This window comes from Streptomyces sp. HPF1205, assembly GCF_020400825.1.
In the GTDB taxonomy this organism is placed as follows: domain Bacteria; phylum Actinomycetota; class Actinomycetes; order Streptomycetales; family Streptomycetaceae; genus Actinacidiphila.
Genome location: NZ_JAINVH010000015.1, coordinates 86,896 through 101,484, shown reverse-complemented (window position 1 = coordinate 101,484; position 14,589 = coordinate 86,896). Strand labels below are relative to the sequence as shown.

The 14,589-nt window shown below is 71.1% G+C and carries 14 protein-coding genes and 1 pseudogene; 7 read left to right on the top strand and 8 right to left on the bottom strand.

The window, feature by feature from the left end; all coding sequences use genetic code 11:
* Window positions 1-75: 75 nt before the first annotated feature.
* From ispF to K7G61_RS18935, 3 genes are all read right to left on the bottom strand, one after another.
* Window positions 76-636 (bottom strand): 2-C-methyl-D-erythritol 2,4-cyclodiphosphate synthase, encoded by a 561-nt coding sequence (gene ispF / locus K7G61_RS18945; RefSeq protein ID WP_225848064.1) that lies wholly within the window; start codon window positions 634-636, stop codon window positions 76-78.
* Window positions 626-1,357 carry a 2-C-methyl-D-erythritol 4-phosphate cytidylyltransferase gene (gene ispD, locus K7G61_RS18940; RefSeq protein WP_225848158.1) on the bottom strand — a complete coding sequence of 244 codons (732 nt, stop codon included), beginning with the start codon at window positions 1,355-1,357 and terminating at the stop codon, window positions 626-628. Before ispD ends, ispF begins: the two co-directional genes overlap by 11 nt.
* 302 nt (window positions 1,358-1,659) lie before the next feature.
* Window positions 1,660-2,142 (bottom strand): CarD family transcriptional regulator, encoded by a 483-nt coding sequence (locus K7G61_RS18935; RefSeq protein WP_033174074.1) that lies wholly within the window; start codon window positions 2,140-2,142, stop codon window positions 1,660-1,662.
* A gap of 469 nt (window positions 2,143-2,611) precedes the next feature.
* Between K7G61_RS18935 and K7G61_RS18930 the strand changes: the two genes are divergently transcribed.
* A complete protein-coding gene (locus K7G61_RS18930; protein WP_225848063.1) occupies window positions 2,612-3,265 on the top strand; it encodes a DUF461 domain-containing protein in 654 nt (217 codons plus the stop codon).
* Between the two features lie 179 nt (window positions 3,266-3,444).
* On the opposite strand, the gene K7G61_RS18925 is transcribed toward K7G61_RS18930, so the two are convergent.
* Window positions 3,445-4,125: a response regulator transcription factor gene (locus tag K7G61_RS18925; protein ID WP_202235241.1), complete on the bottom strand. Its 681-nt coding sequence runs from the start codon at window positions 4,123-4,125 to the stop codon at window positions 3,445-3,447.
* Window positions 4,122-5,429, bottom strand: coding sequence for a cell wall metabolism sensor histidine kinase WalK (locus K7G61_RS18920; protein WP_225848062.1), 1,308 nt, complete (start codon window positions 5,427-5,429; stop codon window positions 4,122-4,124). Before K7G61_RS18920 ends, K7G61_RS18925 begins: the two co-directional genes overlap by 4 nt.
* A gap of 274 nt (window positions 5,430-5,703) precedes the next feature.
* Between K7G61_RS18920 and phoU the strand changes: the two genes are divergently transcribed.
* From phoU to K7G61_RS18905, 3 genes are all read left to right on the top strand, one after another.
* Window positions 5,704-6,378: a phosphate signaling complex protein PhoU gene (gene phoU / locus K7G61_RS18915; protein WP_225848061.1), complete on the top strand. Its 675-nt coding sequence runs from the start codon at window positions 5,704-5,706 to the stop codon at window positions 6,376-6,378.
* Between the two features lie 267 nt (window positions 6,379-6,645).
* A complete protein-coding gene (locus K7G61_RS18910; RefSeq protein WP_225848060.1) occupies window positions 6,646-6,810 on the top strand; it encodes a hypothetical protein in 165 nt (54 codons plus the stop codon).
* Window positions 6,811-7,481: 671 nt separating this feature from the next.
* Window positions 7,482-8,000, top strand: a complete 519-nt coding sequence (locus tag K7G61_RS18905; protein WP_225848059.1) for a GNAT family N-acetyltransferase — start codon at window positions 7,482-7,484, stop codon at window positions 7,998-8,000.
* A 161-nt stretch (window positions 8,001-8,161) separates the two neighbouring features.
* Here the strand turns inward: K7G61_RS18905 and K7G61_RS18900 are convergent, their stop codons facing one another.
* Both K7G61_RS18900 and K7G61_RS18895 read right to left on the bottom strand, forming a co-directional pair.
* Window positions 8,162-8,710 (bottom strand): NUDIX hydrolase, encoded by a 549-nt coding sequence (locus K7G61_RS18900; RefSeq protein ID WP_225848058.1) that lies wholly within the window; start codon window positions 8,708-8,710, stop codon window positions 8,162-8,164.
* An 8-nt stretch (window positions 8,711-8,718) separates the two neighbouring features.
* Window positions 8,719-9,840 (bottom strand): adenosylhomocysteinase, encoded by a 1,122-nt coding sequence (locus K7G61_RS18895; RefSeq protein ID WP_225848057.1) that lies wholly within the window; start codon window positions 9,838-9,840, stop codon window positions 8,719-8,721.
* A gap of 373 nt (window positions 9,841-10,213) precedes the next feature.
* Between K7G61_RS18895 and K7G61_RS18890 the strand changes: the two genes are divergently transcribed.
* The 3 genes and pseudogenes from K7G61_RS18890 to K7G61_RS18880 all read left to right on the top strand — a co-directional run.
* The gene (locus K7G61_RS18890; RefSeq protein ID WP_225848056.1) at window positions 10,214-11,476 is read left to right on the top strand and encodes a helix-turn-helix transcriptional regulator; all 1,263 of its coding nucleotides are present in this window, start codon (window positions 10,214-10,216) and stop codon (window positions 11,474-11,476) included.
* Window positions 11,473-11,997 (top strand): GNAT family N-acetyltransferase, encoded by a 525-nt coding sequence (locus tag K7G61_RS18885; protein WP_225848055.1) that lies wholly within the window; start codon window positions 11,473-11,475, stop codon window positions 11,995-11,997. Before K7G61_RS18890 ends, K7G61_RS18885 begins: the two co-directional genes overlap by 4 nt.
* A gap of 390 nt (window positions 11,998-12,387) precedes the next feature.
* Window positions 12,388-13,171 (top strand): annotated as a pseudogene (locus tag K7G61_RS18880) (tyrosine-type recombinase/integrase); the annotation flags it as partial.
* A 640-nt stretch (window positions 13,172-13,811) separates the two neighbouring features.
* On the opposite strand, the gene K7G61_RS18875 reads toward K7G61_RS18880, so the two are convergent.
* A complete protein-coding gene (locus K7G61_RS18875) occupies window positions 13,812-14,570 on the bottom strand; it encodes a phosphoglyceromutase (protein WP_225848054.1) in 759 nt (252 codons plus the stop codon).
* Between the last annotated feature and the right edge of the window lie 19 nt (window positions 14,571-14,589).

Sequence of the window (14,589 nt, the reverse complement as noted above, 5' to 3'; positions counted from 1 at the left end):
GCACAGGGTACACGGGACCGCAATGTTCGCCGGGGTCCGCCGGGCTCGGCGGGGGTCCGCCCGGCGGTCGGGCGGTCAGGCGGCCGGCGGGGTGCGGACGACGAGTGCGGTCGCGATCGCCGCGAGGCCCTCGCCGCGGCCGGTGAAGCCGAGCCCGTCGGTGGTGGCGGCGCTGACCGCGACGGGGGCGCCCACCGCGGCCGAGAGCACCTTCTGCGCTTCCTCGCGCCGCTTGCCGATCTTCGGGCGCTGCCCCACGACCTGGACGGCGACGTTGCCGATCGTGTAGCCGGCGGCGCGCACGACACGGGCGGCCTCGGTGAGCAGGGTGACGCCGGAGGCGCCGGACCACTCGGGCCGGGAGGTGCCGAAGTGGACGCCGAGGTCGCCGAGCCCGGCCGCCGAGAACAGCGCGTTGCAGGCGGCGTGCGCGACCACGTCGGCGTCGGAGTGCCCGGCAAGGCCCGGCCCCTCGCCCTCCCACAGCAGCCCGGCACACCACAGGGGGCGACCTTCCTCGAAGGCGTGGATGTCGGTGCCGACACCGACCTGGGGCAGTACGGGCGGTGCGGGGGGTACGGCCTCGGGGGCCGCGCCGGCTCCCGCGGCCGTACCGCCGGCGGCGTCAGTAGCCATCCGTCGCCCTCCTGCGGGCCAGGACCGCCTCGGCCAGGACCAGGTCGAGCGGGCGGGTGACCTTGAAGGCCTCCTCGTGGCCGGGGACGACCACGACGCGCACGCCGAGTCGCTCGACCATGCTCGCGTCGTCGGTCACGCCGTCGGTGACCTCGGAGTGGGCCTTGGCGAGGGTGGCCCGGTCGAAGCCCTGCGGGGTCTGGACGGCCCGCAGCAGGTCGCGCCGCGGGGTGCCGGTCACGGCGCCCGTGTCCGGGTCGACGGTCTTGATGGTGTCGGCCGGCGGGAGGGCGGGGACGACGGCGGGTGCCCCGGCGCGTACCGCGTCCACGACCGCCTCGACCGTCTCGACCGGGACCAGCGGGCGGGCCGCGTCGTGGACCAGGACCACGTCCACGTCGTCGGGCAGCGCGGCCAGGCCCAGCCTGACCGAGTCCTGCCGGGCCTCGCCGCCCGGCACGACCTGTATGTCGGTCGTCCCGGGCAGTCCGTGGGCGTCGAGCAGTGCCCTGACCTCGGCGGTGCCCTCGGGCGGCGCCACCACGACGATCACCTGGACGGCCCGGGCGGCGGCCATCGCGCGCACGGCGTGGACGAGGATCGGGACCCCGCCGAGCGTGCGCAGCGCCTTGGGCGCGCCGGGGCCGAGCCGGACGCCACGTCCGGCGGCGGGAATGACGGCTGCGGTACGCAGGTTTGTGTCCTTGTATGAGATGGGTATCGCACTCAAAGTGCCGGGAACGGCCTCGCGTGGACCCCTTCCGTGAACCCGGGGAAAGCGGAGCCGTGGCAAGCATGCCGCAGCACCCGGCCGACGCGCTCAACCGGGTGCCGCGGCACGGTCCCCGGACGGGACGGGCGGCGTCCCGTGGCCTGGGGTTGGTTGCGTCTGCGAACGCCGGCAGGTCACAGCGGCGGGGCCGTCGGGCGGCCCCCCGGCGCGGACGCCGGGACGACGTCAGGACACCAGGGGGTGGCACGCCGATGTGACGAGCGGCACGAGAGCGTCCGAAGGGGACGGTCTTACGACGCGAGGACCTCGTCGAGGAGCGCCTCGGCCTTGTCCTCGTTGGTGTTCTCGGCCAGTGCGAGTTCGCTGACCAGGATCTGCCGGGCCTTGGCGAGCATGCGCTTCTCGCCTGCCGACAGGCCGCGCTCGCGCTCCCGGCGCCACAGGTCCCGCACCACTTCCGCGACCTTGATGACGTCACCGGAGGCGAGCTTCTCCAGATTTGCCTTGTACCGGCGGGACCAGTTGGTGGGCTCCTCGGTGTACGGCGCGCGCAGCACCTCGAAGACCCGGTCCAGACCCTCCTGACCGACCACGTCGCGTACGCCGACGAACTCCGCGTTGTCCGCGGGCACGCGTACCGTCAAGTCGCCCTGGGCGACCTTGAGCACCAAGTAGGTCTTGTCCACGCCTTTGATCTGGCGAATTTCGATGGCCTCGATCAGCGCGGCCCCGTGATGGGGATAGACCACGGTGTCGCCAACCTTGAACGTCATGTGACAGGTACCCCTTCCGTGGCTATCCAGGGTAACACGGGAACGCCCTCATCTGAATGGCGTTTTCGCAGGTCAGGGCATATCTCGGGGCTTGACAAGGGCCCCCGGGACGTGCTGGAGGGTGCCCCGGGAGCGGGGTATTCGCAGGTCGGAGCGGGTATACGGCGGGCTCGAAACACCCCCGTCACACCCCCGGATGGGCCGGAAGACGCGGCGATACATCCGCATTTGTCCATCCCGCAGGAGTGGATCTTCGCTACTCCGTTCGGGTTTCGTGGCAGTTGTGCGAGTCCGAAGATCCATTTCCGGTCCGCCACGGAAAACGGAGGGAGTACACCGCGAGTACGGCGCGGTATTGGCCCCGCGGCGCGCCGCGGTAAAGCCGGGGCCGGTGCGCGGCCCGCGGAGGGGCTCGGTAATCTAAGGCCGCCAGAAGATCGTCCACACCTGCCCAAGGAGATGCGCCGCCGTGGTCCGCAGCTTCCGTCGCGGCGCCGTCGCCGCCGTCATCGCGCTCTCGCTCGCACCTCTGGCCGCCTGCGCCTCCGGCAACGGATCGCAGACGCTGCACGTGCGCCCCGACAGCCCGGAGACCAGCAAGGGCCCCATCAAGGTGCAGAACGCCTTCGTCCTCACCCAGACGAGCGGACCGGCGACGATCACCGCCCGGCTGTTCAACAACAGCTCCTCCGACCAGACCCTGCAGGCCGTGCAGCTCGCGGGCGGGCTCTCGGCGACGCTGTCCGGGGCGAACGGCGGCGGGAGCGTCACCGTATCCGCGCACGGCACGGTGCTGCTGGGCGGCACGGGCAACCCGTCGGCCGTCCTGAACACGGGCACGGAGTCGCTGCAGAACGGCGGCGTGCAGGACGCGGTCTTCGTCTTCAGCAGCACCGGGCCGGTCGCGCTGCCGATCAACGTGCTCCCGGCCGCCGGCTACTTCGAGTCGTACGGCCCCAGCTCGCTGCCCACCACCCCGCCGCCGGCCCCGTCGACCGCGCCCACCGTGAAGCCGGGCGCGAACCCGTCGGCGCCGGCCGCCGGCGCCACCCCGACCGGGGGAACCCCCGCGGGCACCGCCCCGGCGAAGGCCACGCCCACCGGTACGACCGCGACGTCCTGAGCGGGCGGGCAGGCGCACGCAGACACACGTACGACACCGTACGACACGTACGAACAGGGGTCCGGTCGTCTCGTCGGCCGGGCCCCCTCGCGTCCGCCCTCCCCGCCCCGGCCAGGACCGCGTCCGGACCGCGTCCGGCAGCGGGGGCCGGCGAGGGGATCCGCGGGAGGAGCCGCCCGTTACGGCTCGAACTTGTAGCCCAGGCCCCGCACCGTCACCAGGTAGCGCGGGGCGCCCGGGTCGGGCTCGATCTTGGCGCGCAGGCGCTTGACGTGGACGTCGAGGGTCTTGGTGTCGCCGACGTAGTCGGCCCCCCAGACCCGGTCGATGAGCTGCATACGGGTCAGCACACGGCCGGCGTTGCGCAGCAGCATCTCCAGGAGGTCGAACTCCTTGAGCGGGAGGTCGACCTTGCCGCCGCCGACCGTGACGACGTGGCGGTCCACGTCCATGCGGACCGGGCCGGCCTCAAGGGCGGCGGGCGAGACCTCCTCGGGCTCGCCGCGGCGGCGCAGCACCGCGCGGATGCGGGCGACCAGCTCGCGCGAGGAGAACGGCTTGGTGACGTAGTCGTCGGCGCCTATCTCCAGACCGACGACCTTGTCGATCTCGCTGTCCTTGGCGGTCACCATGATGACCGGGACATTGGACTTCAGGCGCAGCTGGCGGCACACCTCGGTGCCGGGCAGGCCGGGCAGCATCAGGTCGAGCAGGACCAGGTCGGCGCCGTTGCGTTCGAATTCGTCCAGCGCGTCGGGTCCGGTCGCGGAGATCGCGACCTCGAATCCCTCCTTGCGGAGCATGTACGACAGCGCGTCGCTGAAGGACTCTTCGTCCTCGACGACGAGTACGCGGGTCACGGAAGGACCTCCGGGGCGGGGATGTGTTCGGGGAGGGTCTGGAAGAGCTGGTCGTCCGACGGCTCGTCGGCCGCGTCCGCGTCCTCGGCGTCCTCGTTGTCCGGATCGGTGCCGGGCGCGAGGGCGCGGTCGCGGGCGATCCCGGTCTCGGGAAGCCGGAGGGTGAAGGTGGAGCCCTGTCCTTCGGCGCTCCACACCGTGACCTCCCCGCCGTGGGAGGCGGCCACGTGCTTGACGATGGACAGGCCGAGCCCGGTGCCGCCGGTGGCCCTCGATCGCGCCGGGTCGACCCGGTAGAAGCGCTCGAAGATCCGGTCGCGGTCCTTCTCGGAGATGCCGATGCCCTGGTCCGTGACGGAGATCTCGACGAGGTCCCCGCCCCCCGGCCCTGCGCCGGGAACGCGCCGTCCGGCGATGCCGACCCGGGTACGGGCCGGGCTGTAGTTGACGGCGTTCTCGACCAGGTTGCCCAGTGCGGCGGCGAGCTGGCCCCGGTTGCCCCACAGGAACAGGTCGGGGGTGGTTCCGGTGGCCATGGTGATCTGTTTGGCGGCGGCCTGGTGGCGGCAGCGGTCGACGGCCTCGCCGACCAGGTCGTCCACGGCGACCGGTTCGGCGTCCACGAGCGCCACGTCGTCCTGCACCCGGGACAGGTCGATGATCTCCTGGACGAGGCTGGTCAGCCGGGTGGCCTCGATCTGCATCCGGCCGGCGAAACGATTTACCGCCTCGGGGTCGTCGGCCGCGTCCATCACGGCCTCGGACAGCAGGGACAGCGCGCCGACCGGCGTCTTGAGCTCGTGGCTGACGTTGGCGACGAAGTCCCGGCGCACCGCTTCGATCCGCCGCGCCTCGGTGAGGTCCTCGACCAGCAGGAGCACCAGCCGGGAACCGAGGGGGGCGACCCGGGCGGAGACCGCCAGACCCTCCCCGCGGCCCGCGCCACGCCGCGGCAGGTCCAGTTCGACCTGCCGTATCTCGCCGTCGCGCCGGGTCTCCCGCGCCATCTGCAGCATCTGGTCCACGGCGAGGCGGCCGCCCCGTACCAGCCCAAGGGCGTACGCCGCCGAGCTGGCCTTGACCACCGTGTCGCCCTCGTCCAGGACGACCGCCGAGGACCGGAGCACCGACAGGACCGTGTCCACGCCCGGGGGCAGTACCGCCGTACCGCTGTCGGGACGCGGCCCGTTACGGGTGGGGCGGGCCTGTTCCCGCTCGCTCCAGCGGAACGCGAGCACGGCGATCACGCCGGTCAGCAGACCGGCGAGCGCAGAGGCCGCGGCGACGGCCGCGTTCACGTCCATGGCCCCAGGGTAGGTGGCCGGTTCACACACCGGACAACCCCGGAAGACAGCTCTCGGATGTACGTTGCCAAGAGTTCACCTCCACGTGGGGACCGGTTCACTCCGGGTGCGCGGCCGGTATGTGTGCGGCCGGAAGCGTGGCAGCGTGGGGGAGGCAGGCCGCGCGGTGCACCGGACGTTTCCGGCGCCCCGGCCTCGTCCATACGCGGTACGGGCCCGCCGGGCCGGGCCGGCCGCGCAACGGCCCAGAGGGGGCCCGGAAGGAAGGAAAGCGATGCGCGACGCATACCACGAGGAGCTGGACTCGATCGCTGACGGGCTGGTCGAGATGGCCCGGCTCGTCGGCTCCGCGATCGGCCGCGCGACCACCGCGCTGCTGGACGCCGACCTGAACGTCGCCGAGAGCGTGATCGCCGCCGACGAGAAGGTCGACGGCCTGCAGCGGGACCTGGAGAACCGGGCGATCACCCTGCTGGCCCGGCAGCAGCCGGTGGCCACCGACCTGCGGATAGTCGTCACCTCCCTGCGGATGAGCGCGGACCTGGAACGCTCCGGCGACCTGGCCCGGCACGTCGCCAAGCTGGCCCGGCTGCGCTTCCCGGTCTCCGCCGTACCGAGCGACCTGCACAGCACCATCCTGGAGATGGGCCAGCTCGCCCAGCGCCTGATGGCCAAGGCCACGGAGGTCATCGTCAGCAAGGACGTGGACGACGCGCTGCAGCTGGAGGCCGACGACGACCGCATGGACGAGCTGCACCGCACCCTCTTCCAGCACCTGCTGGACGACCGCTGGAAGCACGGCATCGAGACGGCGGTCGACGTCACGCTGGTCGGCCGGTACTACGAGCGGTTCGCCGATCACGCGGTGTCGGTGGCCAAGCGGGTGGTCTACCTGGTGACGGGCGAGCACGCGGACGAGCTGATGCCGGCGCCGGTGGAGCCGGCGTAGCGGGGGCGTGGGGCGCGGGCGGTACGCGCGGGGCGCGGCCGGTACGCGCGGGGCGCGGCCGGTACGCGCGGGGGCGCCTGGGGCCGGGCGGCGGGGTGAGCGGGCGCTACGGGACGGGCGGGGTGCGCTGGGCGCGCGGCGGCCGGGCGGTGTGCGCGCGGGCGCGCGGGGTCGGTGCACGCGGGCGGTTTGCCCTTGTGCGCCGTTGATGCGCGGGAGTGCCGGGCGGTTGACTGCCTGGTAGGTCAGCCAGAGGAGGGTGCTCCCATGCCGGAATCCGCCACGCCACAGCCTGTCCGCGACCAGTCCCCGCCCGACGCCGCTCTGCTGCGCGCCCCGCTCCCCCTGGTCGCCGCCTGCGGCTGCGGCTCGGGCTGCGGCTGCGGCTGCCAGTCGGGCCGCCCCTGCCAGTGCGGCGGCTGCACGCACTGAGCCGTGTCGTCCGTACGAACGGACGAACGGAGGACGAACGAACGGCACCGGACGCCGACGCCTCCAGGCGTCGGGTGTGAGGCCCTGCCCGATCCCGTCGGGCAGGGCCTCACGCATGGAGGGCCGTTTCAGCGCTCACCCGTGGTGACCGCCCCCATGACTCATTCCGTGCCCTCCGGCGAACCCGCCACCCGCGTCCGCCCCGCCGTGCCCGTGACCGGCGTGCCCGTGCCCGCTCACGTGCCCGGCGTGTCCGTGGCTGTGCCCGTGGTGTCCATGGTGCCCGCTCCCGTGCCCGGTGTCCCCGTTCCCGCCGCTCCAGCCGGCGGCATCGGCGGCGGAACCTCCGAGACCGTGGTGGCGCCCGGCGGAATCCTCCTCGAAGCGGAGGTCCCCCCGGCCCTGGCCCCCACGCCGCCCACCGCGCCTCCCGGCGGCCACCGCGCCGCAGATGCCCGCCAGGGCCACGCACCCGACGATCACGACGAACACCACGACGAACACCAACATCCGAACCCCCCGTACCCCCGCTTCCGTGCCCGTTGCCCGGGCCCTGCTTCCCGAGTGTTGCCCGGGCCGCGGCCCGCGACACCGGACTTGATGACGATCTGAGCTTCGCACTCGCGCCGGGTCCCCGGGCCCGCTCCTGGAAACTCCGGAATACTCCGGCCATGGACACGAGTACGGAGGCGCCGGACGGGACACGGTCCGGCCGGCCGGATGCCGCGGACTGGGCGCTGCGCCCGGCGGTGCCAGGGGACATCGAGGTGATCGCGGAGCTGCGGGCGGTGGTGATGCGCCCGGACCTGGAGCGGCTCGGCCGCTACGACGAGCACCGGGTACGGCAGCGCCTGCGCGACTCCTTCTCCCCGCTCCACACGTCGGTCATCGAGGTGGGCGGCGCCTTCGCGGGCTGCGTCACCCTCCGCCCGGCCGGGGACGGGTGGTGGCTGGAGCACTTCTATCTCGCCCCGCACCAGCAGGGCCGCGGTCTCGGCTCGGCCGTCCTGCGCGCCCTCCTCGAACGTACCGACACCGAGCGCGCCCCCGTCCGCCTCCACGTCCTCCAGGGCAGCCCCGCCCGCCGCCTGTACGAGCGCCACGGCTTCACCGAGCAGTCCCGGGACCCGATCGACATCACCCTGACACGCCCCCCGCGACCCGCCCCGAGTTCCCTGAACGAATACTGACAGTCCAACCCGCCCCAGGGGGTTCATGGCGAAGAAGCCTGCGCCGAGGCACCTGACGATCACCCGGTTGGGCCGGGGAGCCGGGTCGTTTGAGGGGTGATCGCAAGGAAGGCCCCGGCCGCCGCGACGGGGGAGCGCGGTCGGGCGGGCCGTATGGGGGATCAGCGCGTCGGGACGGCCAGCAGGCGGCTGCGGAGCGGCTCGGCGGTGATCTGGTCGGCGAACTGCCAGGAGTAGTCAAGGACCTCTTCGGCCTGGAGAGCGGCGACGTCGGCATCGGTGCGGAACAGGAACCGGAAGTCGAAGTGCATGTGGTCCGGCTCGTCCTTGGAGGGGTTGGCCGGGATGGGGTGGACGTCGATGTGCAGGGGCACCGGGCTGACGAGCGTGACCAGGCCGGGGTCGATGCCGGTCTCCTCGGCCAGCTCCCGCAGGGCGGCCCTCATGAGGCTCTCGTCGTCCTCTTCCAGGTGCCCGCCGGGGAAAAGCCACTTGCCGAGGGCCTTGTGCTCCACGAGCAGGACGCGGCCGTCGGCACGCAGCAGCAGGGCTCCGGCCGTGACGTGCCCCTGGAACTCCTTCCGCGAGGTGATCGTCTCGGCGGTGGCCTCCAGGGCGTCGGTGAGGGCCGAGATGGAGTCCTTGTCCTCAGGACGCTGGTCCAGGTAGGCGGTCAGGGTGTCGCGGATGTGCTGGGCGGTGATGGTCACAGGTCCCCTTAGCGGTTGAAGTACGTCAGCCAGGTGTGGGCGATGACGGCCCGGTCGGCGGCGGACACCTCGTGCATACCGGCCGTGAGGTCGCCGCGGGCGAGCATCCGGATGGCCGCGAGTATCTCGGCCTGCACGAGGAAGATGAACGGCCCCACGCTGGCGCCGTGCAGGAAGTTGACGGCGTTGCCGCCGTTGAGCAGGTAGAAGTAGTGGCCCGTGGTTTGGTAACGGGTGACGTGCTCCGTGTCCCTGGTGCGGTCGTACACGGCAGGGAGGGTGGTCAGGTCCAGCTCGTCCTCGCTGCTGGTGACGGTGGCGACGTACGCCCCGTTGCGGAGCGTGGAGAAGTCCTCGCTGCGGAGCGAAACGGCCCCGGTGGCGCACAGGACCAGGCCCGCGTTGTGCAGGGCGGCGTCCCGGTCCCGGGCGACCGTGAAGCCCTGGGAGAGGGCCTGAGTGCGCCGGATCGGGTCGATGTCGTAAACCGTGACCTGGACACCTTTGGCGTGCAGCAGGCGGGCGATGGACGAGCCGAGCTTGCCGAAGCCGATGACGAGCGCGGGCCGGCCGTGCAGGATGTCGCCCCGGCTCCGCATGAGGGCTTCGGTGGAGAAGACCACGGACTGGCCGACGAGGAAGTCCTCGGGGTCCTTCAGCGGGGAGCGGGCCACCGAGATGACCGGGCAGGGGAGCTTGTCCAGCTCGGCGTACCGTTTGTGGCCGTTCTCGGTGTCCTCGATCACGCCGAGGATCGTCCCGGAGAAGCGGTCCCCCATGGCATTGAGGGTTGGGGCGAAGTAGCCGCCGACGTCAAGGAGGACGAGGCGCTCGCCGCGCGCTCGGTTCTCGAAGTACTCCAGGGTCCGGTCCTGGTCTGCGAACAGGTCCCGGCTGAGCGGGTCGCACTGCGCGACGGTCTCCACCTCGCGCTGGGCGGACAGAGCGATGGACTTGGGCTTGGGGAGCACGGCCCGGAGGTCGGAGGCGGCACCGACGGCGCGGACGAAGCTCGGGCGCTCGGGAAGCAGGTGCGTGACGAGGAACGACGCGGGCTGTTCCTCCGGGCGGAACTGGGATGTGATCTTGCTGAAGTAGGTATCCAGGCGGGCTCGCTCAAACGACTCCATGATTCACCTCTCTGGTCGATCGCCCGTCACACGGTGACGGTCTGCTGCTCCTTGAGCACACCCCGGACCCGCTTTCCGAAGGGCAGCACCTCGGTTCCCCAGCGGTCCGTCAGCAGCTCGATGAGAGCCAGGCCCCGTCCTCGCTCCGCGTACCGCCGCGCACGGCAGGATTTGGGTGTAGCCGGGGTGTCCCGTAGGGCGTGCGACGCTGCTCACTGGCATCTCGACCTCGGTGAGTACGGGTGGGCCGTTTCAGTCAACGACCACCGGTCCGCGGCGAGGAGGAAGAATCGACGGGTCGTGCAGTCGCGGTCACCGGAAATTCCCGGTCCAGCGCTTCTACCGACAGGTCCTGTGTCGCTACGTTCGGTGCGTGGAGGAGAACGAAGTCCTCACCGGCGCACTGCGCGAGGCGGGCCTGACGCAAGGCGAGTTGGCCGACGCCGTGAACACATACTTACGCGCCAGGGGTCACGAGGGATCGGTCAGCGACCGCACAGTGCGCTTCTGGCTGACCGGAAAAACCCGGTGGCCCCATCCTCGGCAACGGGAAGCGCTGGCGGCAGTATTCGGCCGTGAGGCCGAGGAACTGGGATTCGTCCCGCCCGGTCGCCCGGGCCCCGCCACCGAACCGGAGCAGCACGTGAGGCGCCGAAACTTCCTGATGGCCACCACCGGCACGACCGCGGCCATGGTCACCCCTATCAGCTCCAGGCGGTCGATGGTCGGCATCACCGATGTGATCCGTCTCCGCAACGGTCTTGACGATCTGATGGCCCTCGATGACACCCGAGGCGGCCACGAAAGCCTCGAACAGGCTGCTCTGGTCGGGGCGTCCCGGGCGCTCGAGATGCAACACCAGGCGGCCTCTCAGCGGATCAGGCAGCGCCTGTTCTCCGTGGCCGCCGACTACACCGCCACAGCGGCCTGGTCGGCTTTGGACGCCCGGCACTCCGACCGGGCCGAACGGCACCTCAGCCGCGCCCTGTATCTAGCTGGGCTGGCCCAGGACTCCATCGTCGAGCTGCGGGTCTGGAACTCCTTCGCCATGCTGGCGCACCAGCGGCAGGACTTCACTCAGGCTGTCGACTCCGCCCAGGCCGCCCAGGCCACCGCCATCACCCGCCGTGACCCGCTGTTCGCCTCCCTCGCCCACGCGCGCACGGCTGTCGGGCACTCCAACCTCGGCGACCGGCAGGCCTCCTTGCGGTCCCTGGGGCACGCCAGGGAGGCGCTCGCCAAGGCTGACCAGGCCGAGCCCCGTCCGAGCTGGATGGCCTTCTACGGGCCGGCTGAGCTGAACGCCATCACCGCCATCGTCCGGGACCGCATCGGGGACGCCGCGGAGTCCGAGGCCGCCTCGCACCAGGCGCTGTCCGCGATCCCGGAGCAGTTTCGCCGGAACCGGGCCCTGGCCACCGCCCGGCTCGCTTTGGCGCAGCTCCACCAGCGGGATGTGGACCAGGCGTGCGACACGGCCGCCTCGGTCTTCGGTCTGATGAGTGGCACCCCCCTGCCAGGCCGGATGCGTTCGCTGCTCGGCGACTACTACCGTGACTTGATCACACTGGCGCCCAACGCCCCCGTCACGCGACAGTGGGGAGATCGCTTCCGACTTGAATGGAGTCGTGCATGACGACCGCCGTTATCGACCTTCGGCACTTCAGGCACGGGGACCTCGCGGCGATACGGCAGACGATCATCGACATCCACGCCGAGGCGTACAAGGACAACATGTCCGAGTTCGACGAGCGGTTCCCCTGGTTCGTCGACCACTGGGGTGGCAACCCCGGCTTCGCGTGCGTCATCGCGTACTCCGGTGACGAAGCGGTGGGCTTCGCCTACGGCGCTCCGGCCACCCCGCAGCGCGAGTGGTGGCGCGAGCACCTGAAGCCCGCCCCGGAGAAGGACCGGACCTTCTCCTTCTCCGAGCTGGCACTCCGTCCCCAGTACCGGGGCACGGGACTGGCGGAGCGCCTCACCCGTGCCCTCCTCGCCGATCGGGATGAGGACCTCGTCGTGCTCCTGGTCGATGTCGAGCACCCGAAAGTTCAGGCCCTGTACGAGTCCTGGGGTCTCCGCAAGGTGGGCGAGCGTCAGCCGTTCCCGGACTCCCCGGTGTACGCGGTGATGGTGGCGGGAATGCCGCTTTCCTGACGGTTGATCGCTTCGACGGCATGACCGGCGGTCATCCGGCTCTGGGAGAACGCCCGGGCCGAGTTCGTGCCCTTCCTCTCGTTCGACGTCGAGATACGCACGGTCATCTGCTCGACGAACGCGATCTGGGTGTTGTACTGCTGTCACCCCTTGGGGAGTTGCTCCCCCGAGCGGCACTCGAAGGGGCCCGCCCTGAAGTGCGTCTACATGGCGTTGGTGAGCCTGGACCCGACCGGTAAGGGCCGCAAGCGGTGGACCATGCGCTGGAAGGCAGCCCTGAACGCCTTCCAGATCGCCTTCGAAGGCCCCTCACACCGGCCGTCAACCGGCCCCCTACACACAAAAGTGGATCAGCCGTCTACTGGACACACCCGCGGGAGGAGTTGCTTCAGCGTGCTCAGCGCGGCTGTGGACGACGGTCATCTGCCGACGAACCCGTGTGCCGCGCGCTCGGTCAAGGCGCCCACAGCCGAGATCAAGCGGGTCGCGCCCCGGACGGCTGAGCGGGTCTTCGCCGTGCGGGCGGCTCTGTCGGAGCGGTATCAGGCGACCGTCGACCTGGGTGCGCGCCGCGGCTTGCGGCAAGGCGAGATCCTGGGCATCGCCGTCGACGCGATCGACTTCAAGGCGGACACGGTGCACGTAGTGCAGCAGCTCAAGCTCAGCCGGAGCAAGGCTGTGTTCGCTCCCCCGAAGGGCGGGAAGCTGCGGGACGTGCCGCTGCCCGGTCCCGTGACGGATGCCTTACGAGCGCACATGGAGCGGTTCCCGCCGGTGGACGTCACGCTGCCGTGGAAGGTGGCGAGCGGGCCGCTGGCGACCAGGAAGCTGGTCTTCACCGGGCCCATGGGTGGGGCACGTCTGGCGCAGCTCGTTCAACCCCGACGCCTGGAAGCCTGCGCTCGCTGCGGCCGGGGTCATCCCGGTGCCGGCCAAGGGTCAGGAGCACGCTTTCGCGCGGGAGCACGGCATGCACGCGCTCCGGCACTTCTACGCCTCCGTGCTGCTGGACGCGGGCGAGAGCGTCAAGGCGCTGGCCGAGTACCTCGGGCACTCGGATCCGGGGCTCACCCTGCGGGTGTACGCGCATCTGATGCCGACCAGCCAGGAACGGACGCGGAAGGCTGTGGCCTCGGTGTACCACCCGTCACGGCGTCCTGGTACTGCGCGTTAGCTTCAGAGGCAACGGGGCCTCTGAATAACTGGCTATTTTGCAGTAGGATTCCCGTGTCGCTTGCGCAGTATGTCGGCGCAGTGAACGTAACGATGCAAGAAGGGCCCGGCCCCGGATGCCGCCGGAACCAGGCCCGTTGCGCGTTACCGAGCCCGGTCGCTCCTCCGCAGACCGGGCTCGCCGCATGTATGGCTTCCGGTCGCTACCGTCCTCACGCGCAGCATGGTCACCGCACTAACTGCGCCATGCTGGTGACGATGGTCATGATCAGACCAGCACCCGCCAACCAGACCTGCCACCTTTCGGCGCCGGTCCACGGCCTTCGGGGCTTGGGCTTCTCACCCATCCCACCGCCTCCTTCCTCTTCCGACCGACCCGCTCGCCGGGCCGGGGCCTGCGAACTCGCGTCGCCCCGAACGGAGTTCAGGGGAAGAGAAGTGAAGCGTGCAAAGCATACCGGTAGATGCGCTCGGCCCTGGGGCCGTCGCTTCTCGAACCACTGGATCTCATGGCCAGGCCGTAACGACCTGCCACAGTCCGAGCCACGGGAAGAGTCACGGCCCACACACGGCCCAGAACGCATTCATGCCCCCGCCCCGCGGACGAAACCGCAGGTCGGGGGTATTGTCGGCTGGAAGACCTACTTCTTGCCCTGGTTCTTGACCGCCTCGATCGCTGCCGCTGCCGCGGTCGGGTCGAGGTAGGTGCCGCCCGGGGTGGTGGGGCGGAAGGCGGTGTCGAGGTCGTAGACCAGGGGGATGCCGGTGGGGATGTTGAGGGCGGCGATGTCGGCGTCGGAGATCTGGTCGAGGTGCTTGACCAGGGCGCGCAGGGAGTTGCCGTGGGCCGCGACCAGGACGGTGCGGCCGGCCAGCAGGTCGGGGACGACGGCGTCGTACCAGTAGGGGAGCATCCGGTCGACGACGTCCTTGAGGCACTCGGTGCGCGGGCGCAGCTCCGGGGGGACGGTGGCGTAGCGCGCGTCGTCGAACTGGGAGAACTCGGCGCCGTCCGCCAGGGGCGGCGGGGGGACGTCGTAGGAGCGGCGCCACAGCATGAACTGCTCCTCGCCGAACTCCGCGAGGGTCTGCGCCTTGTCCTTGCCCTGGAGGGCGCCGTAGTGGCGTTCGTTCAGGCGCCACGTGCGGTGCACGGGGATCCAGTGGCGGTCGGCCGCCTCCAGCCCGAGCTGGGCGGTGCGGATGGCCCGCTTCAGCAGCGAGGTGTGCACCACGTCGGGAAGCAGGCCGGCCTCCTTGAGCAGCTCGCCGCCCCGGACCGCCTCCTTCTCGCCCTTCTCGTTCAGGTTGACGTCCACCCACCCGGTGAACAGGTTCTTCGCGTTCCACTCGCTCTCGCCGTGGCGGAGCAGGATCAGCTTGTACGCAGCAGCAGCCATGCCGCTGAGCCTAATCGAA

Excerpts from the sequence above, each read along its gene's own strand:
- ispF (WP_225848064.1), bottom strand. The coding sequence starts at position 636 with ATGGCTACTGACGCCGCCGGCGGTACGGCCGCGGGAGCCGGCGCGGCC.
- K7G61_RS18935 (WP_033174074.1), bottom strand. The coding sequence starts at position 2,142 with ATGACGTTCAAGGTTGGCGACACCGTGGTCTATCCCCATCACGGGGCC.
- K7G61_RS18920 (WP_225848062.1), bottom strand. The coding sequence starts at position 5,429 with ATGGACGTGAACGCGGCCGTCGCCGCGGCCTCTGCGCTCGCCGGTCTG.
- phoU (WP_225848061.1), top strand. The coding sequence starts at position 5,704 with ATGCGCGACGCATACCACGAGGAGCTGGACTCGATCGCTGACGGGCTG.
- K7G61_RS18910 (WP_225848060.1), top strand. The coding sequence starts at position 6,646 with ATGCCGGAATCCGCCACGCCACAGCCTGTCCGCGACCAGTCCCCGCCC.
- K7G61_RS18905 (WP_225848059.1), top strand. The coding sequence starts at position 7,482 with ATGGACACGAGTACGGAGGCGCCGGACGGGACACGGTCCGGCCGGCCG.
- K7G61_RS18895 (WP_225848057.1), bottom strand. The coding sequence starts at position 9,840 with ATGGAGTCGTTTGAGCGAGCCCGCCTGGATACCTACTTCAGCAAGATC.
- K7G61_RS18885 (WP_225848055.1), top strand. The coding sequence starts at position 11,473 with ATGACGACCGCCGTTATCGACCTTCGGCACTTCAGGCACGGGGACCTC.
- K7G61_RS18875 (WP_225848054.1), bottom strand. The coding sequence starts at position 14,570 with ATGGCTGCTGCTGCGTACAAGCTGATCCTGCTCCGCCACGGCGAGAGC.